The following is a 23,721-nucleotide window of genomic DNA, read 5'->3' as shown; positions in this document are numbered from 1 at the left end:
ACCCGGCGCAGAACCACCCACCCGGCCGTCATCCTGCTGATCTGCCCGTCCGGCGAGGACTCTCCTTCTCTCCTGCTCTCTTGATCCACCAACCCACACCCGCCCCGAAACCGCGGGCGATGGCGCATGCCCACGCCCTGGAGGCACCCATGACACCGAACCGCGTACTGCTCACCGGCGCCGCCGCCGGACTGGGAGCGGCCGTCCTGCTGCCCCTCGACGAACCCGGCCTCGGCTGGTCCCTGACCGCTGTCGTCGTCTTCGCCCTGCTGCGCGAGGTCGAACCGGCCTGGGCCGTCCTCTCCGTCGCGTTGTTCGGCGTCGGCGCGTTCATCTCCGCCGGCTGGCTCTTCACGCTCTGCGCCGTCGCCGGCTGCACCGCCGGGTCGCTCGCGATCGCCGGGGGGCGGACCGCGCGTGGCCTCGTGTCCGGCGCGGTCGCCGTGCCGTTCGCCGCGATCAGGGCCCTGCCGTGGGTCGCACGGGGCGTCAAGGAAGGCAGCACGCCTCGCCTGGCCCGCCCGGTCCTGGTGACCGCCGGCCTCCTGCTGGTGTTCGTCCCGCTCCTCGCCGGCGCCGACGCCCGGTTCGCGGAACTCCTCGGCTCGGTCACGCCCGACGAATCCTCCGGCCAACCGATCGTGCTGTTCCTGGCCGTCGGCCTCGGCACGGTCGGCGCGGCCTACCTCCTGGTCTCACCACGCCAACCGGACGAGAAGAGCGACCTGCCCCGCACGGTCGCGCGACGTGACTGGGTCCTCCCGGTCGGCGCGTTGGTGCTGCTCTTCGCCGCGTTCGTGGCCGTCCAGATCGACACCCTCTTCGCCGGCGACGAGCACGTCCTCGTCACCCCCGACCTCACCTACGCCGACTACGCCCGCAGCGGCTTCTGGCAGCTGCTCGCCGTCACCGTGCTCACCCTCGGCGTGATCGCGGTCGTCGCACGCCTCGCCCGACTCGACTCACCGACCGACCGCCGCTGGCTGCGCGGCCTGCTCGGCGGGCTCGGCGTGCTCACCCTGGTGATCGTCGCCTCCGCCCTCGCCCGCATGTGGCTCTACCAGCAGGCCTACGGCTTCACCGTGCTGCGGGTCCTCGTCTCCGCCTGCGAGGTGTGGCTCGGCGTCGTCTACCTGCTGGTCCTGGCGGCGGGGGTCAAGCTCGAAGCCGGGTGGCTGGCCCGCGCCGTCCTGGGCACGGGGTTCGCCGCGCTGGTCGGGCTCGCCGCGCTCAACCCGGAGCGGTTCATCGCCGAGCGCAACGTCGACCGCTACCACGCCACCCAGAAGATCGACATCTGGTACCTCGCCCGGCTCTCCCCCGACGTGGTGCCCGCCCTCGCCGAACTCCCGGCCGACCTGCGCGCCTGCGCCCTGCAGTTCCACTACGTGGAGAGCGACGACTGGCGCTCCTGGAACCTCGGCCGGCAGCAGGCCCGGGACGTGCTCCCGCAGCTCAAACAGGGCGACTGTGAGCCGTGATGTGCTCGGTCACCAGGCGCGCCACCGCGTCGGCGTGGGTGATCTGCACCCAGTGCCCGGCGTCGATCACACGCCGCCGCACGTCCGACGCCCACCGCTCCACGTCCTCGCTCACGCCGGCGGTGACGTACTTGTCCCGCAACGGCTGCACCACCTGCACCGGCACCTCGGTCCGCCGCACGCGGGGCGAGCGCAGCCGCGGCACGAAGTTCGCCCGGTACAACGCGATGCCCTGCTCGCCGTCGCGCACGATGGTCGGCGACACGTGCGGCGAGACGCCCTCCAGGCGGTGCGCGACCGCGTGCCACCGCGGGCCGATCACGTGCCGCCACAACAAAGGCGCGATGAACGGCAGGTGGAACACCAGGATGTACCACGAGTGCAGCAGCTGCTTGAGGTGCCGGGTGGTCGGCCGGCGGCGCATCCAGTGGCCGACGTGGTCCAGGCACGGCCCGGAGATCGAGGTGTACGAGGCGATCGGCGCGCCGGGCGTGGTCACCGCCTCCCACGCCTGGATCGAACCCCAGTCGTGCCCGACGACGTGCACCGGCGCGTCCGGGCTGACCGCCGCGATCACCGCGAGCAGGTCCCGCGCCAGCTCCGGCAGCCGGTAGGCGGCCAGGCCGCGCGGTGCGGACGACGCGCCCGCGCCGCGCACGTCGTACGTGACCACGTGGAACTCCTCGGCCAGCAGCGGCACGAGGTCGTCCCACGCCCGGTGCGTGTCCGGGTAGCCGTGCACCAGGACGACGGTCGGCGCGGACCGGTCACCGTGCTCGAACACGGCGAGCCGCACGTCTCCGGACTCCACGATCACCGTTGCCTCCGAGCGCTTACTACGCCTGCGTAGCTTTGTGAAAGCTACGCCACCGTAGCAATATGGGTCGGTGAGCACAACGCGCCGCAAGTACGCACCCCGGCTGCCACCGGGGCAGCGGCGCGACCAGTTGCTGGACGGCGCGCTCGACCTCATCGCCTGCGGCGGTTTCGACGCGTTGACCATGGAGGCCGTGGCCCGGCGGTCGGGCGTCACCAAGCCGGTGGTCTACGAGCTGTACGCGAACCGGGCCGAGGTGATCGCCGCCCTGCTGGACCGCGAGGCCGAACGGGCCACCGCGCAGGTGCTCGGCGCGATGCCGACCACGGACTTCGGCGAGCGTTCGCCGGAGGACGTCTACACCGACACCGTGCGCGCGTTCGTCAACGCGGTCGTGGCGTCACCGGAGCGGTGGCGGCTCGTGCTGCTGCCGCCCGAGGGCACGCCGGTCGAGTTCCGGCAGCAGGTCGCGGTGGTGCGGGCGCAGGTGTTGGCGCAGGTCAACGCACTGGCCGAGCTGGGGTTGAAGGCGTTGGGCAACACCGGGTTGGACGCCGAGCTGCTCGGTCACACCATGCTCGCGCTGGCCGAGATGGCGGGCCGGCTGGTGATCACCGACCCGGAGCGGTTCACGCCGGACCGGCTGGTCGCGTTCGTGGGCCAGGTCGCCCACCTGCTGCCGACGGGCTGAGCCGGCGGCGAGCGCCGGCGAGTGGCGAACATCCCACATTTCGCCCAGATGGCTGAACTGCTCCAGCAACGGGTACGCACCCGAGAACGTCGCTGGAACCACAACACTCGACGACGCTGGGAACCCCGAGTACCCAACGTCGCTGGAACCCAAGCACTCAACGTCGCTGGAACCCCAAGCACGAGGAGGTGCCCGTCCGTGCTCGTCGCCGTGCTCACGTTCGCCGGCTCGCTGCTGGTCGCACTGCTCGCCGTCACCCTCGTCCACCGCGTGGTCAGCCGGATCGGCCGCCGCTCCGCCCTGTTCGCCGGGCTGGCGCGGCACGCCCACCGGCCCGCGCTGGCGGTGGCGGTGCTGGTGGCGGTCCAGTTCTCCCTCGGCGTGGTGGCGCGCGGCGACTGGCGGCCGGTCGCCCTGCACGCGACCGGGATAGCGCTGATCCTCGCCGGCGCGTGGCTCCTCGCCGCCCTGCTGGTGGTGATCGAGGACGCGACGCTGGCGCGCATCCGGGTCGACGTGTCGGACAACCGGCACGCCCGCCGCGTGCACACGCAGATCACGCTGGTCCGCCGCGTCACCGTGGTCGTGGTGGGCGTGCTGGCGGCGGCGACCGTGCTGATGACGTTCCCCGCCGCCCGCGCGGCCGGCACGAGCCTGCTGGCCTCCGCCGGTGTCATCGGCGCCATCGCCGCGCTGGCGGCGCAGTCGTTGCTGGGCAACGTGTTCGCGGGCGTGCAGATCGCGTTCAGCGACGCGTTGCGGCTGGACGACGTGGTGGTCGTGGAGAACCAGTGGGGCCGCGTCGAGGACATCACCCTCACCTACGTGGTCGTGCACCTGTGGGACGACCGGCGCCTGATCCTGCCGACCGCCTACTTCCTCAAGACGCCGTTCGAGAACTGGACGCGGACCCAGTCGGCGCTGCTCGGCACGGTGGAGCTGGACCTCGACTGGACCGTGCCGGTGGAGGAGCTGCGGCAGGAGCTGCGGCAGGCGCTGGAGACCAGCGACCTGTGGGACGGCCGGGTGTGCGTGCTGCAGGTGACCGACGCGGTCGGGTCGTTCGTGCGGGTCCGCGCGCTGGTGAGCGCGTCGGACGCCGGGCGGCTGTGGGACCTGCGGTGCGTGGCGCGCGAGCACCTGGTCGGCTGGCTGCGTGCCCGGCACCCCGGTGCGCTGCCGCAGGTCAGGGTGCGCGAACTGCCCCGCGCCACGGCCACCTCGCCCGTGCCGACGGCCAACGGCTCGTCGGACAACCGGGTGTTCGGCGAGAGCGCGGACGGCGAGGAGCGCGTGCAGGCGTTCAGCGGCCCGGAGCAACCCGCGCCTCCCGCGCAACCGCGCTGACCCTCCCGCACAACCGCGCCGGCCCTCCCGTGCAACCGCACCGACCTCCCGATCCGTCCTGGTGGCAGGATCCGCCGCAGGAGGACGCATGCGAAGACTCGTCGTGACGGCCGGGCTCGTGCTGGCCGGGCTGGTGGTGGCGGGCTGCGCGCAGCAACCCGCGGACACCGGCTCGTTCGGCGCGGAACACCCGACCACCGGCACGGCCGGCGTATCGTCGCCGCCCGTGCCGTCGCCCAAGCTCAGCCCACAGGCCAAGACCGCGTTGGAGCGGGCCAGGCGCGACGGCGCGCGGACCGTCGGGCTGACCGTCTCCACCGAACCCGGCAAGGCCGACGAGGTGGCCGCCGCCGTGGACCGGCTCGGCGGGACCGTGGAGACCACCGACGCCACCATCGGCTACGTCCGCCTCACCGTCCCGGTCGAGCTGGCCGAGGAGGTCACGTCCGTCGTGGGCGTCAGCCGGGTCGACGTGGACGAGCCGCTCTCCAACATCGACCCCACGCCCTGACCCGAGGCGGAGACCGCCACCGGACGCGGGAAAAGCTCACCGGAGGCGGGAAAAGCTCAGGGCCACCCCCGCGCCGAGCGGGAATGGCCCTGAGGTCTTTTCGCGGGTGGCGTCAGGCCACGTTCCGCAGGATCACCGCGCCGCGGCCGACGATCGCGCCTTCCGAGGTCTGCACGGTCAGCTCACCGCGCAGCACCCGGCCGGCACCGGCCTGGCCACCGGCGGTCACCGTGGCGGGGACCGTCCAGGTCTCACCGGCGGTGCGGTCGGCGTTGGTGTCGGTCGCCACGACGGAGCCGAGGCCCGCGGCGGCGAACAGGTCGATGTAGTCGTACTCCGTGGTGCCCGCGGGCACCTCGAAGCCGTCGACCTCGACCCGCCACGCGCCGGCGGCCGGGTTGTTGATCGTCACCGACTCCTCGGAGTCGCCGTCCGCCGCCTGACCGGCCAGCACGCAGGTGCCGGACGTGCAGTTGTAGACGTACAGGTCGAGGTCGGCCGACACGTCGCTCGTCTTGCCGATCGTCGCGCGCAGCGACGTCGAACCCGGCACCACGGTCAGGTCGTAGTGCTGGACCGCCGCGTTCGCGATGGTCGGCCGGTCGATCCGGGCGCTGGACATCGGACCGCCGACGAGCCTGCCGTTGAACGCGGCCAGCGAGTTCGTCACCGTGTACTCACGGCTGATCGGCGTGCCGATGACGGCCGACTCGATGGTGTCCGGGTTCGGGCTGATCGTCGTGCCCAGCACCGACGCGGTCACCGAGTACGGCGCGGCGTCGGCGTCGGAGGTGCGCCGGGCCTCGACCACGATCTCCCACACGCCCGGCAGCGGGTTGCTGACCGTGCGGCTGGTCGGCGAGCCACCGGCACAGCCGGCGCCCGCGTCGGGGTTGTAGCAGTTGGTCGACGACGTGGTGTCGAACGGCACGCCGTACGGGTCGTAGCGCAGGAACCGGACCTGGCCCTTGCCCGCCTCGGCGCCGCCGGCCGCCATGTCGATCTTCAGCGCGCTGGTGCCCGTGGGCACCTTCACGAAGAAGCTCTTCGACTGGTTGCGCCCGATCGTGCCGGTCTTGGTCACCGCGTACTTGTCCGCCGCGGTGAACTCGTCCGCCGCGAACACGGTGTTCAGGGTGAACACGTCGATGCCGCGGGTGCCCGGGTTGTCGAGCCGGAGCACGGCCGAGTGCGCGCCGGCCTTGGTCGGCTTGACCTTGACGTCGAACGTCACCGGCGTGTTCAGCGGCAGGCTGACCAGCGACTTCGACGAGAACGTGCCGTCGTTGCCCTGCCAGTTCACCAGGAACTGCTGGTTGCGGTTCGGACCCGTGGTGCGGGTCAGGGTGTACGTGCGGGTGTACTCCTTGCCCACGACGACGCCCTCGCGGTCGTGGATGCCGACACCCGTGTTCGGGGTGGCCAGCAGGCCCGACAGCGCGGTGTTCACGGTCACCGAGGTGGCGACCGCCTGCGTCTCCGGGTGCGCGTTGAGCTGCGTCCACGCGCGCTTGGTGTCGAACAGGCCGGCGCCCTGCTCGTACGCCTGGAGGGTGGAGACCCACTTGGCGCCGGACTGGATCGCGTTGCGCAGCGCCGCGACCGGCGGGCGCTCGCCGTTGTGCTCGGCCTTGTACGCGCTGATCAGCAGCGCGGCGGCGCCGGTCGCCTGGGGCGCGGCCATCGACGTGCCGTTGAACATGGCGTAGCCGGCGGGCAGCTCGTAGGTGCCGGCCACCGGGCCGGGCGCCTGCCACTGCGGCGTGGTGGAGATCGCCGAGCCGGGCGCGACGATGTTCGGCTTGAAGCCGCCGTCCTCACGCGGACCGCGCGACGAGAAGCCGTGCAGGCCTTCCTTCTGCTTGGTCACCGAGCCGTAGTTGGACAGCCAGGTGTCGGCGGTGATGTAGGAGCCGACGCTCATCGCGTCCGTGGACACCGACGGGTCGCCGACGGTGTTCGCGCCCGCGCCGCTGTTGCCCGCGGAGATGAACACCTGCACGTTGTACTCGGCGATGGTGCGGTTGTAGAGCTCCGCACGCGCGTTGTTGCCGTCGTTGAGCGCCGGCAGGCCGCCGATGGAGATGTTGACGACGTCCGCGCCGTTGCGCGCCGCGTACAGCAGGCCGTCGATCAGGCCGCTGTTGGTGCACGACGGGGTGGACAGGCAGACCTTGACGGCCATCAGCTTCGCGCCGGGCGCGGCGCCGACCATCTTGCCGCCGAACATCTTGTTCGCCGCGGTGATGCCCGCGACGTGCGAGCCGTGCGCGGCGGCGGAGATGCCGAGGTTGACCCACGCCGTGCCGGCCGCGTCGTAGTTCGACTTGTCGGTCTGCACCACGAACGCCACGGTGTCCAGCACCGGCGTGGCCGGGTTGTCCGTGCCGAAGTGGCCGACGTCCTTCTTGTACTTGTAGTCGATCATCGCGGTCTGGTCGGTGAAGTCACCGTCGCCGTCGGTGTCGACCCGGACTTCCTTGGTCGTGATGTCCTGCAGCACGCCGAAGGAGTCCACGCGGTCGCCGTCGCGGTTGATGTCGCCGCCGGTCTCGCTGTTGGCCGCCGCCAGGTCGCCCGCGGTCTCGCGGAACAGGCCGAAGCTGAACGGGCCACCGGACGCCGGCGCCTTGTAGGACGCGCCGCCCCAGGTGAACGCGCCGTTGTAGCGACCGGAGACTTGCAGCCAGGTGCCGTCACCGGAGTTGGTGGCGTTGGCGTTGTACCAGTCGACGATCTTGCGCTCACCGGTCGAGGTGGTCGCCAGCGCCGGGTGGTCCAGGTCGATGCCGGAGTCCATGATGGCGATCGTCGTGCCGCGGCCGTCCCACTTGGGGTGCTCGTCGGTGAACTGAGCCGCCTTGGTGTCCTGCGTCGGCATGTACGGGTTCTTCTTGGGCGTCGACTTGCCCGGCGCCGGCTGCGGCAGCGGGGTCGTCGCGCCGTCCGGGCGCGGGTTGTCCAGGACGACCAGGCCGTCGACGTCCACCGAGTTCACGGACGCGAGCTTGGCTGCCTTCTCGGCGGAGTCACGCGGCACCGAGACCTTGAGGTAGTCGACGTCGCGCTCGGTGGACTCGACCACGCCGCCGAGGGCCTTGAGGTCGTTGGCGGCGGAGTCCAGCTTGCCCTCTTCGGCGGCGACCAGGAGCGTGACGTTCGCCTGACCGGCCTGCTCGGCCTCGGCGATGCGCTCCCGGTCCTGCTTGTCGAGCTGCTTGTCGGCGGGCGCGGGCGCGGACGGCGCCTCCTGCGCGACCGCCGACCCGGCGGCGAAGCCGAACCCAGTGGTGCCCAGCACGGCGGCCAGCAGGGCCGCACTGGTGCGGTGTCTCCACCGGCTTCCTGAGTTGATCACGGCGCAAACCCTTCGTGGGGAAAGATTGGCGCAAGCACATCTCCCCGGCCCTCGGGTAACAATCGGACGAACAGCCCAATAGGAAAGTCCACATTGGACTGAACGGTCTATTGCGTGAACACGCGAGAAGTGCCGCACAACACCGGAACGGTCGCGACACCTCCAGTCAAGAGCCGACCGGCCGGAATGTCAAACACTGTCAACGGTGAACCGCCCGCGAGCACGGGAAATCCGTAACAAATCGCACATCGACGCGATGGCGAGCACACTGGTCGACATCGTGGACACCGCGCCGATCGACCGGATAGCCGACGAGCTCTACGCCCTGCCGCCGGCGGAGTTCGTCGCGGCCAGGGACGCCCGCGCCCGGCTGGCCGCCGACCGCGGCGACAAGGCGTTGGCCAAGCAGGTCTCGGCCCTGCGCAAGCCGACCTCGTCGGCGTGGGCGCTGAACCTGCTGGCCCGCGAGGGCGCGGACGACCTGGCCGAGGCGCTCGCCCTGGGTGACGAGCTGCGTGCCGCGCAGGAGGAGTTGCGCGGGGGCGCGCTGCGGCAGCTGAGCGCGCGGCGGCGGGCCGTGCTGAGCGCGCTCGTGCGGCGGGTGGAGCTGTTCGCGGTCGACGCCGGTCAGCCGCTCGGGCCGGACGCCGTGCAGCAGGTGCGGACCACGTTGACCGCCGCGCTGGCCGACGCCGTGCTCGGCGCGCGGATCCGGGCGGGTCGGCTGGTCAAGCCGGTCGAGCAGTCCGGCTTCGGCCCGTTGAGCGAGACCGCGACCCCGGTGCGCGACGACCTGGCGCCGCGCCGCGAGCAACGGCGGGAACGGCAGCTCGAACGGGCGCGTGAGGACATCGGCACGGCTCGGGCGGACGTGCGGAAGGCGGACGCGGCCGTCACGGAGGCCGAGCAGACCCTGACCGAGCGCGAGGAGCACACCGCCACGCTGCGCGCCGAACTGCGCCGGGCGCAGCAGGCGGAGCAGGAGGCGGTGAACCGGCTGGCGAAGGCGAAGCGCCGCGCGGAGACCGCACGGGACAAGCTCGCGGGCGCGGAGGCGCGCATGACCGAGCTCCGCGGTGACGCCTGACACCCGTTTCCGCCCCCTGCCCGGCGCCTTTCGCGGGACCGGTCGACAGCGCCCGCACAGCCGGCCGACAGCACCCGCACAGGTCCTCACACCCGCACCCCGCACGGCCTCGCCGACACTCTCCGTGACGCCCGACACCCCCGGGCCATCCGGGGAACACCCGCAGGTCACCGCCCGTTCTACTGCTGGTCGGCACGTGGACGCCGCACCGGACGTCAGGCCCGCGAGGCACCTCCCCCAGGCCCGCGCGGCACCTCTCCCCGAGACGTTGCAGGTGCGCCCACGCACGCCCGACCGCCGTCGGCCGAACGGTTCCCCCACCGGACGGCCGACGGCCTTCTACTTCGACCTGCTTCGCGACCTACCTCGGACGTAATCGCAGCTCAGACCATGTACTGGTCGTGCCGGGCGAACAGTTCGGTCCACTCCTCCCCGCTCAGCTGCCGCCCCGATTCCCCGATCTCGGCCAGTTCCCGGAAGTACTCCTCCCGCGGCGGCGCGGGCGCGAAGAGGATCAACATGGACGCGGGCTCGTCGGCGTCGTTGCGGAAAGCGTGCACGCCACCCTCGGGCACGTAGAGGAAATCGCCCGCGACCGCGTTCACCCACGTCTCGCCGTTGAACAACCGGACCGTTCCCGAGATCACGTAGAACGACTCCGAGAACGTCTTGTGGAAGTGCGCGGCAGGACCGCCGGCGTGCGGCTTCATCCGCCACTCGAACAATCCGAACTGCTTGCGCGTGACGTCGCCGGTGCCGACCAGCCTGGCCTGGGTCAGCGGCCGGTCGATGGTCGGCACCTCCGGAACCGGCCGCCACACCGCGCTGACCTCGCCGACGTCCCCTGCGTACGACACCCGACCCCTCCAAAAGTGAATTTTGTTCAACTCTCGTCCGCCGCCACAGTTCGATCTAGACTCGCCCGATGGCACATGACGCGGATGTCATCGTCGTCGGCGCCGGCCTCGCGGGGCTGGTCGCCACCGCCGAACTGGCCGACGCCGGACGCAAGGTCATCCTGCTCGACCAGGAGCCGGAGGCCTCGTTCGGAGGTCAGGCGTTCTGGTCGTTCGGCGGGTTGTTCCTGGTGGACAGCCCGGAGCAGCGGCGCTTGAAGGTCAAGGACTCCGCGGAGCTCGCGCTGCAGGACTGGCTCGGCTCGGCCGCGTTCGACCGGGACGCCGACCACTGGCCGCGTCGGTGGGCCGAGGCGTACGTGAACTTCGCGGCGGGTGAGAAGCGGGCGTGGCTGCACGCGATGGGCGTGCGCTGGTTCCCGCTCGTGCAGTGGGCGGAGCGCGGCGGGTACCTGGCCGACGGGCACGGCAACTCGGTGCCGCGCTTCCACGTGACGTGGGGCACCGGGCCGGGCATCGTGGCGCCGTTCGAGCGGCGGGTGCGCGAGGGCGTGGCGCGCGGGCTCGTCCAGCTGCGGTTCCGGCACCGCGTGACCGGGCTGACCACGTCCGGCGGCGCGGTGGACGGCGTGCGCGGCGAGGTGCTGGAGGCCAGCACGGCCGGTCGGGGCGAGCCGAGCTCGCGGACGGTGTCCGGCGAGTTCGACCTGCGCGCGCAGGCCGTGATCGTGACGTCCGGCGGCATCGGCGCCAACCACGAGATGGTGCGCCGCAACTGGCCGGCCCGCCTGGGCACGCCGCCGGAGCACATGCTGTCGGGCGTGCCCGACCACGTGGACGGCGAGATGCTCAAGGTCGTGCAGGACTCCGGCGGCGAGATCATCAACGAGGACCGGATGTGGCACTACCCCGAGGGGATCGCCAACTACGCCCCGGTCTGGAGCAGGCACGGCATCCGCATCCTGCCCGGCCCGTCGTCGCTGTGGCTGGACGCCACCGGCTCGCGGCTGCCGATCCCGCTGTTCCCGGGGTTCGACGCGCTCGGCGCGTTGGAGCACATCGTCAAGACCGGGCACGGCTACTCGTGGTTCGTGCTCAACTCCAAGATCATCGGCAAGGAGTTCGCGCTGTCCGGGTCGGAGCAGAACCCCGACCTGACCGGCAAGGACGTCCGCGCGGTGCTGAAGCGGGCGATGCCGGGCGCGGTCGCGCCGGTGGAGGAGTTCGCGAAGCGGTCGGACGAGTTCATCTTCGGCCGCACGCCGGAGGAGCTGGCGGCCGGCATGAACAAGCTGACCGGCACGTCGTTGATCGACGCGGACGCGCTGCGGCGGACCATCGTGCAGCGCGACCGGCAGGTGATCTCGGGGCTGGGCAAGGACATGCAGATCAACGCCATGCGCGAGGCGCGGAAGTTCATCACGGACAAGCTGATCCGGGTGGTCGAGCCGCACCCGCTGCTGGACCCGAAGGCCGGGCCGCTGATCGCCGTGCGCCTGTCCGTCCTCACCCGCAAGACCCTGGGCGGCTTGCACACCGACCTGTCGGCCCGGGTGCTGAAGGCCGACGGCGCCCCTCTCGACGGCGTCTACGCGGCCGGTGAGGCGTCGGGCTTCGGCGGGGGCGGCGTCCACGGCTACCGCGCGCTGGAGGGCACGTTCCTGGGCGGGTGCCTGTTCTCCGGCCGCGTGGCCGGCCGTGCCGCCGCCGAGGCGACCGGCTGACCGCGCACCACCCGTCCGTGTAGGCAGAACTGCGGACCGCCGCACCGGACCGGCCGCTACGTTCGGTCGATGACGTGGGCACGGCGGGTGGCGGTCGCGGTGGTGTCGGTGCTCGTGCTCGGGGCCGCCGCGTGGTTCGGCTACCGCCTCACCGCCGACCCGCCCGCGACCGGGGCCGTGCCGTCCGCGCCACCGACGTCGGCCTCGACGTCGGCCCCGCCGGACCCCCGGATCGACCCCGCGCCGGACGAGCCCGCCGACTTCTACGCCGGGCGCGTCCCCGGGTCGTGGGCGCAGGTGATCAGGACCCGGCCGGACGGGCTGCCCGAGGTCGGCGGACCTCCGATGGACTCACGCGCGGGCGCCGGTGACTGCGCGCCGCCCTACCGCGCCGCACGTGCGGCCGGCGGCGTCGACGCGCACCGGACCAACCTCCGGATCACCGTGATACCCAGGTCGTTCAAGACCGTCACCGTCACCGCGCTGCGGGTCCGCCGCCTGGACGTCCGCTGGATCGGCGACCAGCCGCGTTACCTCTACCAGTGCAAGCAACCCCTGGACAGCGGCGGGTGGCGGGACGACTTCGTGGTCCACGCGCACGAGGCCGAGGTGCACGCACTGCTCCAGGACGGCGACGCCCTGCCGCAGACCGTGACCGCGGACCACGGCCAGGTCTGGATCGTGGTGGGCACGGTCGTCGCGCTGGACAACGTCCACCAGTGGCAGGTCGAGGTCGACTACACCGCGGACGGCGTGCCGCGCACCAAGGTCCTCGACCGGGACGGCGACGGACAGGCGTTCGTGACCGAGGCGGCGCAACGCGCCTACGACTTGGACGAGACCTTCGCGTGGTGCGCCGAGCCCGGTCCGCCGGGGTTCCGCGCCGGGTGCTGACCGGCGGGTCGGGCTAGCGGCCCGACCACCCCGTGCCGATCGACGAGTACGAGTGCGCGACCCCCGTCGTGGCGGCGGTGCCGAAGTCGCCGTCCGGACCGGTCACGGTCTCGGTGCGCGGCTTGCCGCGGCTGGTGTACTCGACGTCGATCCGCCAGCGGCACAGGCACTTCGTGGTGATCGGGGTGATGTCGATGGTCTTGGTGGCGTCGTGCGGCAGCTCCTGCACCGTGTCCGACGCGTAAGGGGCGCCGACGCTGCCGTCCCGCGTCTGGTGGCGCACGATCGGGCTGTCCTCGTCCAGGTCCACCACGACGCGGTCGGGCGAGCCGGAGGTGTCGCAGGCGAACGCCGTGCCGGTCGGCGGGGCCAGCCGCTCGGTGACCCGCACGACGATGCGGTTCACCACGGCCGTGCCGCCCTGGTTGTGCAGGTTGAGCCGGACCACCGTGCCGCTCGCGTAGGTGCCGCCCCGCTCGACCGCCCACTGGACGACCGACCGGCAGCTCTTGTCGTTCGGGAAGTCCTGCGGCCCCAGGTCCTCCCCGAGCACGGCGGCGGGCAGGTCGACGTCCGGCTGGTAGGCGGCGGTGGCGTTGAGGTCGGGCTCGCGCGACCAGTACCCGTAGAAGGCCGCGCCGCCGAGCACCAGCCCGACCGCCGCCACCGCGACCGCCGCGTGCCACCAGCGGAAGCCGCGCTTGTCCACGTGGACGCCGCCGTGCACCACACCGGCCTGCACCGCCGTGCCGACGGTGGACCGGTCCACCGAGTTCCGGAAGGTGGGTTCGTCGTTCACCATCGCCGCCCCCTCGACGTCGTGGACCAATGTAGGGGCGCGGTCGTCGGACCGAGTACGTAGAAGGGCGGATTCCCCCGTTGGTGTGGCGGGGCGGTCAGCAGGTGGCCAGGTCCAGCTTGCGGGCCAGGTCGTCGGCGTCGGCCAGGCGCAGGTCGCGGTACAGGTGCAGGGCGGCCAGCCAGTGCGGCCGGGCGGCGGCCGGGCCCTCCGACTGCTCCAGCACGTCCCCGATCGCGCGGTGGCACAACGCCTCCTGGTAGCGGTCGCCCAGGCGGGCCGCCAGCGCCAGCCCCGCCCGGTAGGACTCCAAAGCCACGTCGGCACGGCCCAGCTGCTGGGACGCGGCGCCCACGGTGTGCAGCGTCGCCGTGTGCGCCTTGGACGGCGCCGAGGGGAACAGGCCCAGCGCCTCCCTCGCGTGCCGCAACGCCTCCTCCGGCTGGTGCTTGCGCAGCAGCACGTTGGCCAGGTTGTTCTGGATGCTCGCCTGCGACCGGTTGTCGCCGACCTCCCGCGCGACCTCCAGCGCCACCAGGATCGTCTCCTGCGCCCGGTCCAGCTGGTCGTCGGCCATGAGGCAGTACCCGAGGTTCGCCAACGCCGCCAGCTCCAGGTGGCGGTCGCCGTCCGCGAGCGCCGCCGCCCGCGTGCACGCCTCGATCGCCTCGTCGATCCGCTCCAGGTCGGCCAACGTCGAACCCAACCGCAGCAGGAACGTCGCCTCGGCGTGCCGATCGCCCAACGACCGCGTCGCCGCCAACCCGATCCGGCACAACGCCAAGCGGTCCAGCCGGTTGCCGCGCCGGAAGTGGAACGCGTCCAGGCACAGCGCGAGCTGCCACGTCCGCTCCCGCTGCCCGCCGTTCACCGCGATGTCCAGCGCGAGCCCGAGGTTCGCCTCCTCCAGCGTGAACCAGTCCAGCGCCGCCGCGTGCGACGACAGCTCCGGGAACGACGCCGGCCGGTGCTCCGCCGGTCCGAACGGCCGCACGTGGTCGGACAGGTGCGCCCGCGCCCGGTCCGCGACGTGCAGGTAGTAGTCCAGCAGCCGGTTCGTCGCCACCTGGTTGTCCACTTCGGACTCCGTGGCCGCCAGGTGGTGGGTGAACAGCCGCACCAGGTCGTGCCGCGAGTAGCGGTCGGGCGTCGACTCGTGCAGCAGGTTCGCGTACGCCAGCGTCCGCAGGTGCGTCCGCGCGCTGACCACGTTGATGTCCAGCAACGCCGCCGCCGTGTAGCTGTCCAGGTCCGTCCCGGGGTGCAGGCCCAGCCGCCGGAACAGCCGCGCCGCGCCCTCCGGCAGCTCCCGGTAGCTCACCGCCAGCGCCGCGTGCACCCCGCGCCCCGCCTCCGGCAGCGACAACGCCGACAGCCGTCCCTGCTCGTCGCGCAGCTCGTCCACCAGCGACTGGATCGTCCACCGCGGCCGGGACGCCAACCGGGCGCCCGCGATCCGCAACGCCAGCGGCAGCCGGTCGCACAGCTCCACCAGCTCCGCCACCGCGTCCGGCTCCTGCTCGATCCGCTGACGCCCCAGCACGGCGGTCAGCAGGTCCTCGGCGCTCGACTCCGGCAGGGTCGACACGGGCAGCGACGACGCGCCCTCCGTCACCACGAGGTCGTCCAGCCGGTGCCTGCTCGTCACCAGCACCAGGCACCGCGCCGAGCCGGGCAGCAGCGGTCGGACCTGCTCGGCCGACCGGGCGTTGTCCAGGAACACCAGCACCCGCCGCCCGGCCAGCAACGACCGGTACTGCGCGGCTTGGTCCTCCAGGTCGACCGCGATCTGCGAGTCGGTCAGCCCCAACGCCCGCAGGAACCCGACCAGCGCCGTGCGCGGGTCGAGCGGCTCGGTCTCGTCGAACCCGCGCAGGTTCACGAACAGCTGCCCGTCCGGGAAGTCGCCCGCCACCCCGTGCGCCCAGCGCAACGCCAACGCCGTCTTGCCGACGCCGGCCGGACCGACCAGCAGTCCGATCGCCGAGTCCTGCCCGCTCAGGGCCGCGCCGAGGTCCGACAGCTCCTCCTCGCGCCCGACGAACCCCCGGTGCTCGCGCGGCAGCTGGGCGGGCGCGCGGTCCACCGGCGTCGACGGCGCGGTGTCGCCCGCCAGCACGGTCTGGTACGCCTCGCGCAGCTCCGGCCCCGGGTCGACGCCCAGCTCGTCGGCCAGCCGCTCCCGCGTCCGGTGGAACAGCGCCAGCGCCTCGGCCTGCCGACCGGTCCAGTGCAGCGCCAGCACCAACCGCGACACCAACGCCTCGCGCAACGGGTTGGCGTCCACCGCGTCACGCAGCCCGGACACCGCCTCGGCCGCCCGGTCCAGCCGCGTCAGCCGGGTCGCCAGCTCCTGCACGGCCACCAGCCGCAGCTCCTCCAGCCGCGCCGACACCGCCTCCCGCAGCTGGTCGCCCGGCACGTCGGCCAGCACCGGGCCGCGCCACAGCGCCAACGCCTCCCGCAGCAGCCGCACGGCGTCGTCGTCCGTCGCCTCCCGGGCGCTGACCAGCAGGTCCTCGAACCGGAACACGTCGACGACCGCGCGTTCGCCGGTCAGGACGTACCCGGGCGCACGGGTGACGAGCGCTACACCGCCGGCGATGACCTTGCGGAGCTGGGCGATATGTCCTTGGAGGGCGGCTTTGGCCTGCGGCGGTGGTGAGCCGTCCCACACCAGATCGAGCAGCCGGTCGCCGGACACCACGCGGTTCAGCTCGAGCGCGAGCGCCGCCAGGACCGTCCGCCGCTTGGCCGCGCCCAGCCGAACGGCTTCCCCACCTGCGGAAACCAGCTCTACGGGGCCAAGCAGGTTCACCCGCATCCGCAAGCCCTTTCGGCGTTGTCACCGTGTAGTCGAAGAGTTTCCCACAGTCGTCACCGCACTCCGGCGGGCCGCGTTGGGCGCGCGTTGGCCGGGCGTTGGAGCACAGGTGAATGGTCGGTTTCGTCCAGCAGGCTGCCTTCGCGAGGGATACCGATGTACATCGCCGAAAACGGGGATGAAGTGGCCCCGCCCCAGGAGGTCCCGACCGTCAACGGTCAGGTCGTGGCCCTCCAGGAGACCGTGAACTCCGGCCGGGTGTCACTCGATCCCGCCACCGGCGAGGAACTGCGCAAGATGCTCCTGGAGCAGATGGACCAGGTCGACTCGTGGCTGGAGCGCGCCGGCCGGCTGGCCCGCCCCGCGCCGATCGGCCGCAACCCCGTCGGCGACCGGCTGGCGCAGAAGTTCGAGGCCCGCGCGGACGGCGACCCGCGGTCGTTCGTGGCCGTGATGACGGCCTACCGCGAGGTGCTCCAGCAGACGCACGACTCGGTGCAGAACGCGATCCGCAACTTCACCGCCGTCGACGACGAGAGCAGCGTCGAGCTGCGCAAGCTGAGCGGGAACTAGGGGGCTGGCGACGATGGCGACGGAGCGCGTGGAACTGCGGGCCGACGAGGCGAGGCGGTCGGCCCGGGAAGAGCGGGAGATCGACCTGGTCCTGACCGACACCCAGAACTGGGCGTCCCGGTCGCACCGCGAGCTGTACGAGGCGGTGCACAACAACAACGACCCCGGCCAGACGGGCGAGATCGGCGCGGAGTGGGGCCAGTTCGGCACCGAGCTGACCGAGGCCGCGCGGCTGATCAACGAGCGGGTCGCGGTCAGCGAGTCCGGCTGGACGGGCGACGCGGCGGACGCGGCGCGACTCGCGATCAAGGGCCTGGCCGACTGGGTCACGCACACCGCCGAGACCGCGGTCGAGGTCGGCAAGCGGGTGCAGGACGAGAGCCAGATCATGGAGAACGCCCGGGCCAGCATGCCCGAGCCGGTCGAGTTCAACTGGGACCAGGCCACCGGCGTGTTCACCGCGGGCGGCATCCAGGGCTTGGCCAGTTCGGCCGCGGACGTGCAGGCGGCCAACGAGCACGCGCGGGCGCTGCACGAGCACGCCGTGACGGTCATGAGCACGATGGAGCGCGAGTCGCAGGCGGTCGACCAGACCACGCCGCAGTTCAGCGCGCCGTTCAACCCGGTCACCGGCCGCACCGAGGAGCTGCAGGTCGCGCTGATGCGGGCCACGTCGACCGCCACGTTGGCGGGCGCGGCGGCGGACAGCGTCGGCGTCGCGGGCGGCGCCACGGCCCCTTCGGCCTTCACGGCGACGCAGCCGGCGCAGCAGATGCAGGCGTTGCGGCCGGTGGAGCCGGCGCAGGCGTACCAGCCGGCGCAGTCGACGCCCGCCGCGCAGCCGGGCGGGTACTCGCCCGCCGCGGCGTCCTACCCGACGGCTCCCGGGTCGTACGGCAGCGGCACGTACGCCAGTGGCGCGTCGGCGCCGACGGCTCCGTCCGTGCCGTCGAGCCCGCCGCCGGTGTACCGGCCCGAGGGCACGACGGCCGCGGCGGCAGCAGCTCAGGTGCCGGTGGCGAACCCGTACACCCCGCCGTCCGGTGGTGGTGGCGGCTACAACTACACCCCGCCGCCCGGTAGCGGCTACACCCCGCCCGGCGGCAGCGGTTACGTGCCGCCGTACCAGCCGGCCAACCCCAACACCCCGCCCCGCCAGGGTGGCGGCACCCTGCCGCCCGGCGTGAAGCCGCCGACCTACGTCCCGGCCGGCAGCCCCGGCACGCCGCCGGTCCAAGGCATGCCCGGTGGTGGTGGCGCCGGCGGTGGCGGTGGCGCGCCCGGTGCGCGGATGCCCGGCGGTGGCATGCCCCCCGGCGGCTTCGGCGGTGGCGGCGGTGGCTTCGGCCCGACCGGTTCCGGTGGCGCGGGTGGCGGCGGCTCGTTGGCCGCGGGTGGTTCGACGGGCGCGATCGGCAACGCGGGCCCGCGTGGCCCGATGCCCGTCGGCGGTTTCGGCCCCGGCGGCGCGGCGGCGGCGTCCCCGATGGCCGGTGGCGCGCCGATGGGCGGCGCCGGCGCGGGCGGTCAGGGCGGCGAGGACAAGGAGCACCGGGCCGCGGCGTACATCCGCGGCGAGGACATCTTCGAGGTGCCCGGTGAGAACCTGCCCCCGTCGGTGATCGGCGGCGCGAAGCCCAAGAAGAAGGGCGACCAGTCGTGATCGAGCCCGAGTTCGTGCTCACGCCGCGGGAGCTGGACGTGCTGTGGCACCACCTCGACCTCGGCCGGCTGCCCTACCCGCTGGACGTGCCGAGCCACGGCGACTCCGAGGAGGAGCGCAAGCGGTTGCGGGAGGAGGTGCTCGCCGCGTACGGCGAGCCCGACCCGCGGCTGGTGGCGCTGCTCCGGCTGCTCGGCGACCACGAGGTGGCCGTCGACGCGGTCGCCCACGTGGACCGGTCGGTGCGGGCGGTGGCCGTGTCCGACGGCGACCGGGCCGCGTTGGCGGTGATCGACAGCGGCTCGATCGGGGTGCTGGAGATCCGGCCGACCGCGTTGGCCAGGTCGATCGTCGAGGTGCTGCCGGACGGGTCCGCGGGGCCGGGCAGCGCGCTGTCGCTGCGGCTGGAGACCTTGAACGCGGCCGTCGCGCTGCAGGACGAGCAGCCGGACGACGACGGCGACGACCCGTGGGGCAGCGGCGAGCTGGACGAGCGGGAGGCCCTGCAGAAGGCCGGGCTCTCCCGCGAGGACGCGACCGTGGTCAGCGAGCTGGCGACGAGCCGGGTCGCGGGCGGCCAGTTCGGGGTCACCGTGGGCGGCGGCTACCGCCGTGAGCGGGCCGGCGCCCTGATCACGTGGTTCGACACGCACCAGGGCCGCTACCTGATGGTCCACGAGGACGGCTGGCTCAGCCTCGCCCCGACCGACAACGACCGCATCGCCACCCGGATCGCCTCGGTCCTCTCCACCGTCTCCTGACCGCACCCGGGCCCTGAACGCAGGACTCTCGCGAGAGTCCTGCGTTCACCCCGCGCGTGTCCTACGTTCAGGACCCGCGTGTCCTACGTTCAGGACCCCCGAGTTCAACGCTCAGGACGCGGTCGACCCGGCCCGGAACCGCTCCACCACCCGCGAGTAGCTGGCGTCACCGTGCCCGTCCTCGACCACGGCACGCAGCAGCCGCTGCGTGTACGACGGGAACTCCGCGTCGATCCCCCGCTCCCGGCTCTCCCGCACCAGGTCGTCCACGGCCGGCAGGTGGTGCTTCAACGCGCCGAACGGCACCGCGTACTCACCCCGGTCCACCTCCTCCGCCAACGACGGCAGGTAGCCGAGCAGCCCGGTCAACGACGCCGCCGCCTCCTCCACGAACCGCTTCACCTCCACGCCCTGGCTCGACAACAACGCCGCCGCGTGCAGGAACCCGTTGAGCGTCCCCCACATCGTGCCGTTCATCGCCATCCCGAACAGCGCCGGCGCGCCCGCGTCGTCCCCGAGGAATTTCCCGCCACCACCCAACAACGACAACACCTCGCGGTATCGCCTATAAGCGCCCTCATCACCCCCGAAGAACAGCACCGAATCCGGATGCCCGATCGCCGGCGCGATGGTCATGATCTGCCCGTGGACGTACTCCGCACCACGTTCCACGGCCCAGGAAGCCAGCTCACGCGCCTCACCGGAAGTCCCGTCGGTCAGGTTCACCACCACCCGCCCCGCCAACGACCCGGCCGACGCCAGGATCGACCGCGCCGCGTCGTTCCCCTTCACGTTCACCACGACGAGATCCCCGCCGGCCACGGCCTCCGCCGCCGTCGACGCGCCCACCGCACCCCTGGCGACGAGCTCGTCCGCCTTGCCCGGAGAGCGGTTCCACACCGTGGTCCGCTGCCCGCCGTCCAGGAACGCCCCAGCGAGTGCGCTCCCCATCTCCCCCAAGCCCAACACAGTCACAGCCATGAACCAGACGCTAAAACCTCAGGTTTACTAGAGGTCAAGCCGACCACCCGAGATCACGCCCCGCTGAAGAGAAGTGCCGATCGTCTTGCCGAACGTCGACCGGTGGCCAGTAAGCTGACCGGGACCAGCGGTCCTTATTACCCCATTCGAGTGACAATGGTCAGGGAATACGCATGTCGGAGCGACGAATGGCACGAAGAGCCCAATGACGGTGGCAGGCGCGGCGAGACTCGGTGACGAGCCCGGACAATCCCGGGTCGCGTTCGCACGCGAGTGGGCCGCCGCCATCGCGCCGTCCGCGGTGCCGTGCGACGCACCGCCCGACGTGCCCGCCAACGCGCCCGACGACCGGCTGGAAGACCTCCTCACCGGGCTCACCGCCACCCTGCACGCCGCCGTCCGCGACGACGGGTCGACCACGAGGGCGCGCGAAGTCGGCTGCGGCCTGGTCGAGCACGGCCTGGCGGCCTCCGAGACGCTGGAGCGGACGCTCGCGTTCGTCGGCGAACACCTGGCCGCCGATGTCGAACCCGGCCGCCTGATGGCCGCGCTGGGCGCGCTCGCCGCCGGGTTCACCGACGCGCTGTGCCAACGCACGCTGGACGAGCAGGAACAGCACCACGAGCTGAGATCCACCCGATCGACCGAATCCGCGGTCCGGGCGGGTGAAGCGAAGTTCCGCGCCGTGTTCCAGACCTCCGCGTTGGCCATCACGGTCTCCGACGCCGACGGCGTGATCCTCGACTGCAACGACGCCATGCTCGCCATGGTGGACCACACCGCCGAGGAGCTGATCGGCACGCTCGGCCGCGACCTGGTCCACCCGGACGAGCGCGAGGTGATCTCCCGCGCCGCCCAGCGCTTACACGCGGGGCACGAGCACGTGCGCGCCGAGACCCGGCTGGTCCGCGCCGACGGCGAACTCGTCAACGTGCTCGTCGCCCTCGCCCTGCTGCGCGACGACGACGGCGCGCCCGCCTTCTACGTCACCATGATCGAAAGCCTGGACGAGGTCCGCGCGCTGCAGTCGCAGCTGGTGCGGCAGAGCCTGCACGACATGCAGACCGGCCTGGCGAACCGGTCGCAGTTCGTCGGCTGGCTGGAGGGCGCGGTCGGCTACCGCGGCCCCGCGACGCTCGCGCTGGTCGTGTTCGACCTCGACGGGTTCCGGGTGGTCAACGACGCGTACGGGCACGAGGTCGGCAACCGGATCCTCACCGCGGTCGCCGGGCACCTGCGGTCGGTGTTCGACGGGGTCGGGCAGCTGGCCCGGATCGGGCCGGACGAGTTCGCCGTGCTGATCCGCGACCCGGTGGACGTGGCCACGGTCGTGGCGCTCGCCGAGTCGGCCGTCGAGCGGTTCGCCGAACCCGTGTGGGTGGACGACGACGGCATCGGCGTGACCGCCAGCGTCGGCATCGTGGTGCGGCCCGCGCGCGGTGCGGACGCGGCCGAGCTGCTGCGGTGCGTCGACCTGACCGTGCGGTGGGCCAAGGACGACGGCAAGGCGCAGTGGGCGCTCTACGACAAGGAGCGCGACCAGCGGGAACGGGCCCGGATGCGGTTGGCGGCGTCCATCGCGGGCGGGCTGGAGCAGGGCGAGTTCCGGGTCGACTACGAGCCGGTGCACTCGCTGGCCGACGGCTCGCTGCTGGCCGTCGAGGCGCGGTTGCGGTGGGACCACCCGACGGAGGGCGTGCTCGACCCGCAGCAGCTGGTGTCGCTGTCGACGTGCACCGGGATGGCGGCCCGGCTGGGCAAGTGGGCCATCGCGCAGGCGTGCGCCGACGCGGGCCGGTGGCACGCCGAGTTCGGCGACGCCGCGCCCGTGGTGAGCATGGACCTGACGGCGCGGGAGTGCCAGGAGCCGGAGCTGGTGGCGACCGTGCGGCGGGCGTTGCGCGACGGCGGGCTGCCGGCGCGGCTGCTGCAGTTCGAGCTGGGCGAGCAGCTGCCCGCGTTGATCAACGAGGACCAGGTGGACGAGCTGACGTACCTGGCCGGGGACGGCGTGCGGCTGGTGCTCGACCAGGTCGGCGGCGGCAACGTGCCGTTCGACCGGTTGCGGCGGATACCGCTGACCGCGGTGAAGTTCCAGGGTTCGCCGGTGTACGGGCTGGCGGAGGGCGCGGACCGGGTCGAGGAGAGCGCGGCCGTGGCGCTGCTCACGTGGTCGCGGACGTTGGGGCTGCCGCTGTACGCGGCGGGCGTGCGCACGGAGTTCGAGGCGCGGCGGCTGGTGGAGTTGGGCGTCACGGGCGCGCAGGGGCCGCTGTTCGGGTCGGCGTTGCTGACGGCCGACGAGGTCCGCGGGATTCTTGGCAAGTCCTGACCCGGCGCTCAGGCTGCGCATAGGGTCGGGGACGACCCTGGGGTCATGACGACAGAAGACTTCCCCGCCGTGAGCGGGTCGTTGGAGGAGCGGGCGCCGTTCTGGCGGCGTCGGACCGGTGCGGTCGTGACCTCGGCGGCGCTGGTCGCCGCGTTGGTCGGCGGTGTCACGGGCGGGGTGGTCGGCGCGATGAACGCCTCGTCCGCCGCGGGAGCGCCGGTGAGCAGCGGCCAGGTCGCGTTGAACGCGTCGTCCACTCTGGACGTCTCGGGCGTCGCGGCGCGCGTGCTGCCGAGCGTGGTGCAGGTGAACGTGGTGTCGGCGCAGGGGCAGGGCCTCGGCTCCGGGGTGGTGCTGACCTCGGACGGGCGGATCCTGACCAACAACCACGTGGTCGCGGGCGCGCGGGAGGTGACGGTGACGTTGAGCGACGGGCGGACCGTGGGCGCCACCGTGGTGGGCGCCGACGCGTCGAGCGACCTGGCGGTCGTGCAGGCGTCGGGGGTGAGCGGGCTGACGCCGGCGAAGTTCGGCGACTCCGACCAGGTGAAGATCGGTGACGAGGTCGTGGCGATCGGTTCGCCCGAGGGCCTCCAGGGCACCGTGACGTCGGGGATCGTCAGCGCGCTCGATCGCAAGGTCACCGTGCCGGGCACGTCGACCGGCCGCCGCGGCTCGTCGACGGTGAGCTACCAGGCGATCCAGACCGACGCGTCGATCAACCCGGGCAACTCGGGCGGGCCGCTGGTCGACTCGGCCGGCGAGGTGGTCGGCATCAACTCGGCGATCTACTCGCCCGCGTCGGACGGCGGCGAGGCGGGCAGCGTGGGCATCGGCTTCGCGATCCCGTCCAACCAGGTGCGTCAGATCATCGACCAGCTGTCCTGAGCGTTGACCTCAGGCGTCCTGAACGTAGGACACTCGCGCACCGCGACCTTCCGGTCGTAGGTCTTGACGAGGTCGACCACCTCGATGATTGCCATGCCATGAGCGTCGTCGGCCGGGCGTTCGACCGGATCAC

18 protein-coding genes are annotated in these 23,721 nt (G+C 72.5%); 12 read left to right on the top strand and 6 right to left on the bottom strand.

Features of this window, described 5'->3' with window-relative positions:
- The first annotated feature begins 149 nt into the window (after window positions 1–149).
- Complete coding sequence (locus AB0H12_RS43420; RefSeq protein ID WP_499632082.1) at window positions 150–1,481, top strand: DUF4153 domain-containing protein; 1,332 nt, start codon at window positions 150–152, stop codon at window positions 1,479–1,481.
- Here the strand turns inward: AB0H12_RS43420 and AB0H12_RS43415 are convergent.
- Window positions 1,456–2,298, bottom strand: coding sequence for an alpha/beta fold hydrolase (locus tag AB0H12_RS43415; protein WP_499632079.1), 843 nt, complete (start codon window positions 2,296–2,298; stop codon window positions 1,456–1,458). The two genes, AB0H12_RS43420 and AB0H12_RS43415, sit on opposite strands and share 26 nt — an antisense overlap.
- A 70-nt stretch (window positions 2,299–2,368) precedes the next feature.
- Here AB0H12_RS43415 and AB0H12_RS43410 point away from each other — a divergent pair, with 70 nt between their 5' ends.
- The 3 genes from AB0H12_RS43410 to AB0H12_RS43400 all read left to right on the top strand — a co-directional run bounded on the left by AB0H12_RS43410 (window position 2,369) and on the right by AB0H12_RS43400 (window position 4,847).
- Window positions 2,369–2,989, top strand: coding sequence for a TetR/AcrR family transcriptional regulator (locus tag AB0H12_RS43410; RefSeq protein ID WP_499632076.1), 621 nt, complete (start codon window positions 2,369–2,371; stop codon window positions 2,987–2,989).
- A 198-nt stretch (window positions 2,990–3,187) separates the two neighbouring features.
- Entirely contained in the window at window positions 3,188–4,336 is a 1,149-nt protein-coding gene (locus tag AB0H12_RS43405; RefSeq protein ID WP_499632074.1) for a mechanosensitive ion channel family protein, read from the top strand.
- A gap of 88 nt (window positions 4,337–4,424) precedes the next feature.
- On the top strand, window positions 4,425–4,847 hold the full coding sequence (locus tag AB0H12_RS43400) for a hypothetical protein (RefSeq protein ID WP_499632072.1): 423 nt from the start codon (window positions 4,425–4,427) through the stop codon (window positions 4,845–4,847).
- A 112-nt stretch (window positions 4,848–4,959) separates the two neighbouring features.
- On the opposite strand, the gene AB0H12_RS43395 is transcribed toward AB0H12_RS43400, so the two are convergent.
- Entirely contained in the window at window positions 4,960–8,205 is a 3,246-nt protein-coding gene (locus tag AB0H12_RS43395; protein WP_499632071.1) for a S8 family serine peptidase, read from the bottom strand.
- 256 nt (window positions 8,206–8,461) lie between these two features.
- On the opposite strand from AB0H12_RS43395, the gene AB0H12_RS43390 reads away from it, so the two are divergent.
- Entirely contained in the window at window positions 8,462–9,292 is an 831-nt protein-coding gene (locus AB0H12_RS43390; protein WP_499632069.1) for a hypothetical protein, read from the top strand.
- A gap of 383 nt (window positions 9,293–9,675) precedes the next feature.
- Here AB0H12_RS43390 and AB0H12_RS43385 read toward each other — a convergent pair whose 3' ends face one another.
- Window positions 9,676–10,149: a cupin domain-containing protein gene (locus AB0H12_RS43385; RefSeq protein ID WP_499632066.1), complete on the bottom strand. Its 474-nt coding sequence runs from the start codon at window positions 10,147–10,149 to the stop codon at window positions 9,676–9,678.
- 68 nt (window positions 10,150–10,217) lie between these two features.
- On the opposite strand from AB0H12_RS43385, the gene AB0H12_RS43380 reads away from it, so the two are divergent.
- Both AB0H12_RS43380 and AB0H12_RS43375 read left to right on the top strand, forming a co-directional pair.
- The gene (locus AB0H12_RS43380) at window positions 10,218–11,873 is read left to right on the top strand and encodes an FAD-binding dehydrogenase (RefSeq protein WP_499632063.1); all 1,656 of its coding nucleotides are present in this window, start codon (window positions 10,218–10,220) and stop codon (window positions 11,871–11,873) included.
- A 69-nt stretch (window positions 11,874–11,942) separates the two neighbouring features.
- Complete coding sequence (locus tag AB0H12_RS43375; RefSeq protein ID WP_499632060.1) at window positions 11,943–12,767, top strand: hypothetical protein; 825 nt, start codon at window positions 11,943–11,945, stop codon at window positions 12,765–12,767.
- A 13-nt stretch (window positions 12,768–12,780) separates the two neighbouring features.
- On the opposite strand, the gene AB0H12_RS43370 is transcribed toward AB0H12_RS43375, so the two are convergent.
- Entirely contained in the window at window positions 12,781–13,569 is a 789-nt protein-coding gene (locus AB0H12_RS43370) for a hypothetical protein (protein WP_499632058.1), read from the bottom strand.
- Window positions 13,570–13,663: 94 nt separating this feature from the next.
- Complete coding sequence (locus tag AB0H12_RS43365) at window positions 13,664–16,390, bottom strand: AfsR/SARP family transcriptional regulator (RefSeq protein ID WP_499632055.1); 2,727 nt, start codon at window positions 16,388–16,390, stop codon at window positions 13,664–13,666.
- A gap of 156 nt (window positions 16,391–16,546) precedes the next feature.
- On the opposite strand from AB0H12_RS43365, the gene AB0H12_RS43360 reads away from it, so the two are divergent.
- Genes AB0H12_RS43360 through AB0H12_RS43350 form a run of 3 tightly spaced genes read left to right on the top strand, consistent with a single transcriptional unit; the run spans window position 16,547 to window position 19,387 of the window.
- Window positions 16,547–16,963 (top strand): hypothetical protein, encoded by a 417-nt coding sequence (locus AB0H12_RS43360; protein WP_499632052.1) that lies wholly within the window; start codon window positions 16,547–16,549, stop codon window positions 16,961–16,963.
- A 13-nt stretch (window positions 16,964–16,976) separates the two neighbouring features.
- Window positions 16,977–18,626 carry a PPE domain-containing protein gene (locus AB0H12_RS43355; protein ID WP_499632049.1) on the top strand — a complete coding sequence of 550 codons (1,650 nt, stop codon included), beginning with the start codon at window positions 16,977–16,979 and terminating at the stop codon, window positions 18,624–18,626.
- Window positions 18,623–19,387, top strand: coding sequence for an ESX secretion-associated protein EspG (locus AB0H12_RS43350; RefSeq protein WP_499632047.1), 765 nt, complete (start codon window positions 18,623–18,625; stop codon window positions 19,385–19,387). The genes AB0H12_RS43355 and AB0H12_RS43350 overlap by 4 nt, the downstream gene beginning before the upstream one ends.
- Window positions 19,388–19,498: 111 nt before the next feature.
- Here AB0H12_RS43350 and AB0H12_RS43345 read toward each other — a convergent pair whose 3' ends face one another.
- The gene (locus AB0H12_RS43345) at window positions 19,499–20,368 is read right to left on the bottom strand and encodes an NAD(P)-dependent oxidoreductase (RefSeq protein WP_499632045.1); all 870 of its coding nucleotides are present in this window, start codon (window positions 20,366–20,368) and stop codon (window positions 19,499–19,501) included.
- A gap of 205 nt (window positions 20,369–20,573) precedes the next feature.
- Here AB0H12_RS43345 and AB0H12_RS43340 point away from each other — a divergent pair, with 205 nt between their 5' ends.
- Together AB0H12_RS43340 and AB0H12_RS43335 are read left to right on the top strand one after the other, a co-directional pair.
- Entirely contained in the window at window positions 20,574–22,700 is a 2,127-nt protein-coding gene (locus AB0H12_RS43340) for a putative bifunctional diguanylate cyclase/phosphodiesterase (protein ID WP_499632042.1), read from the top strand.
- A gap of 45 nt (window positions 22,701–22,745) precedes the next feature.
- The gene (locus AB0H12_RS43335) at window positions 22,746–23,588 is read left to right on the top strand and encodes a S1C family serine protease (protein WP_499632040.1); all 843 of its coding nucleotides are present in this window, start codon (window positions 22,746–22,748) and stop codon (window positions 23,586–23,588) included.
- Window positions 23,589–23,721 lie beyond the last annotated feature (133 nt).

The organism is Actinosynnema sp. NPDC023794 (genome assembly GCF_040639675.1).
GTDB classification, from domain to species: Bacteria; Actinomycetota; Actinomycetes; order Mycobacteriales; family Pseudonocardiaceae; genus Actinosynnema; species Actinosynnema luteola.
This window is presented reverse-complemented; position numbering and strand designations above follow the sequence as displayed.

Coding starts and splice junctions, on each gene's coding strand:
- AB0H12_RS43420 (WP_499632082.1), top strand. CDS start 150: ATGACACCGAACCGCGTACTGCTCACCGGCGCCGCCGCCGGACTGGGA.
- AB0H12_RS43400 (WP_499632072.1), top strand. CDS start 4,425: ATGCGAAGACTCGTCGTGACGGCCGGGCTCGTGCTGGCCGGGCTGGTG.
- AB0H12_RS43390 (WP_499632069.1), top strand. CDS start 8,462: ATGGCGAGCACACTGGTCGACATCGTGGACACCGCGCCGATCGACCGG.
- AB0H12_RS43380 (WP_499632063.1), top strand. CDS start 10,218: ATGGCACATGACGCGGATGTCATCGTCGTCGGCGCCGGCCTCGCGGGG.
- AB0H12_RS43375 (WP_499632060.1), top strand. CDS start 11,943: ATGACGTGGGCACGGCGGGTGGCGGTCGCGGTGGTGTCGGTGCTCGTG.
- AB0H12_RS43370 (WP_499632058.1), bottom strand. CDS start 13,569: ATGGTGAACGACGAACCCACCTTCCGGAACTCGGTGGACCGGTCCACC.
- AB0H12_RS43365 (WP_499632055.1), bottom strand. CDS start 16,390: ATGCGGGTGAACCTGCTTGGCCCCGTAGAGCTGGTTTCCGCAGGTGGG.
- AB0H12_RS43360 (WP_499632052.1), top strand. CDS start 16,547: ATGTACATCGCCGAAAACGGGGATGAAGTGGCCCCGCCCCAGGAGGTC.
- AB0H12_RS43355 (WP_499632049.1), top strand. CDS start 16,977: ATGGCGACGGAGCGCGTGGAACTGCGGGCCGACGAGGCGAGGCGGTCG.
- AB0H12_RS43345 (WP_499632045.1), bottom strand. CDS start 20,368: ATGGCTGTGACTGTGTTGGGCTTGGGGGAGATGGGGAGCGCACTCGCT.
- AB0H12_RS43340 (WP_499632042.1), top strand. CDS start 20,574: ATGACGGTGGCAGGCGCGGCGAGACTCGGTGACGAGCCCGGACAATCC.
- AB0H12_RS43335 (WP_499632040.1), top strand. CDS start 22,746: ATGACGACAGAAGACTTCCCCGCCGTGAGCGGGTCGTTGGAGGAGCGG.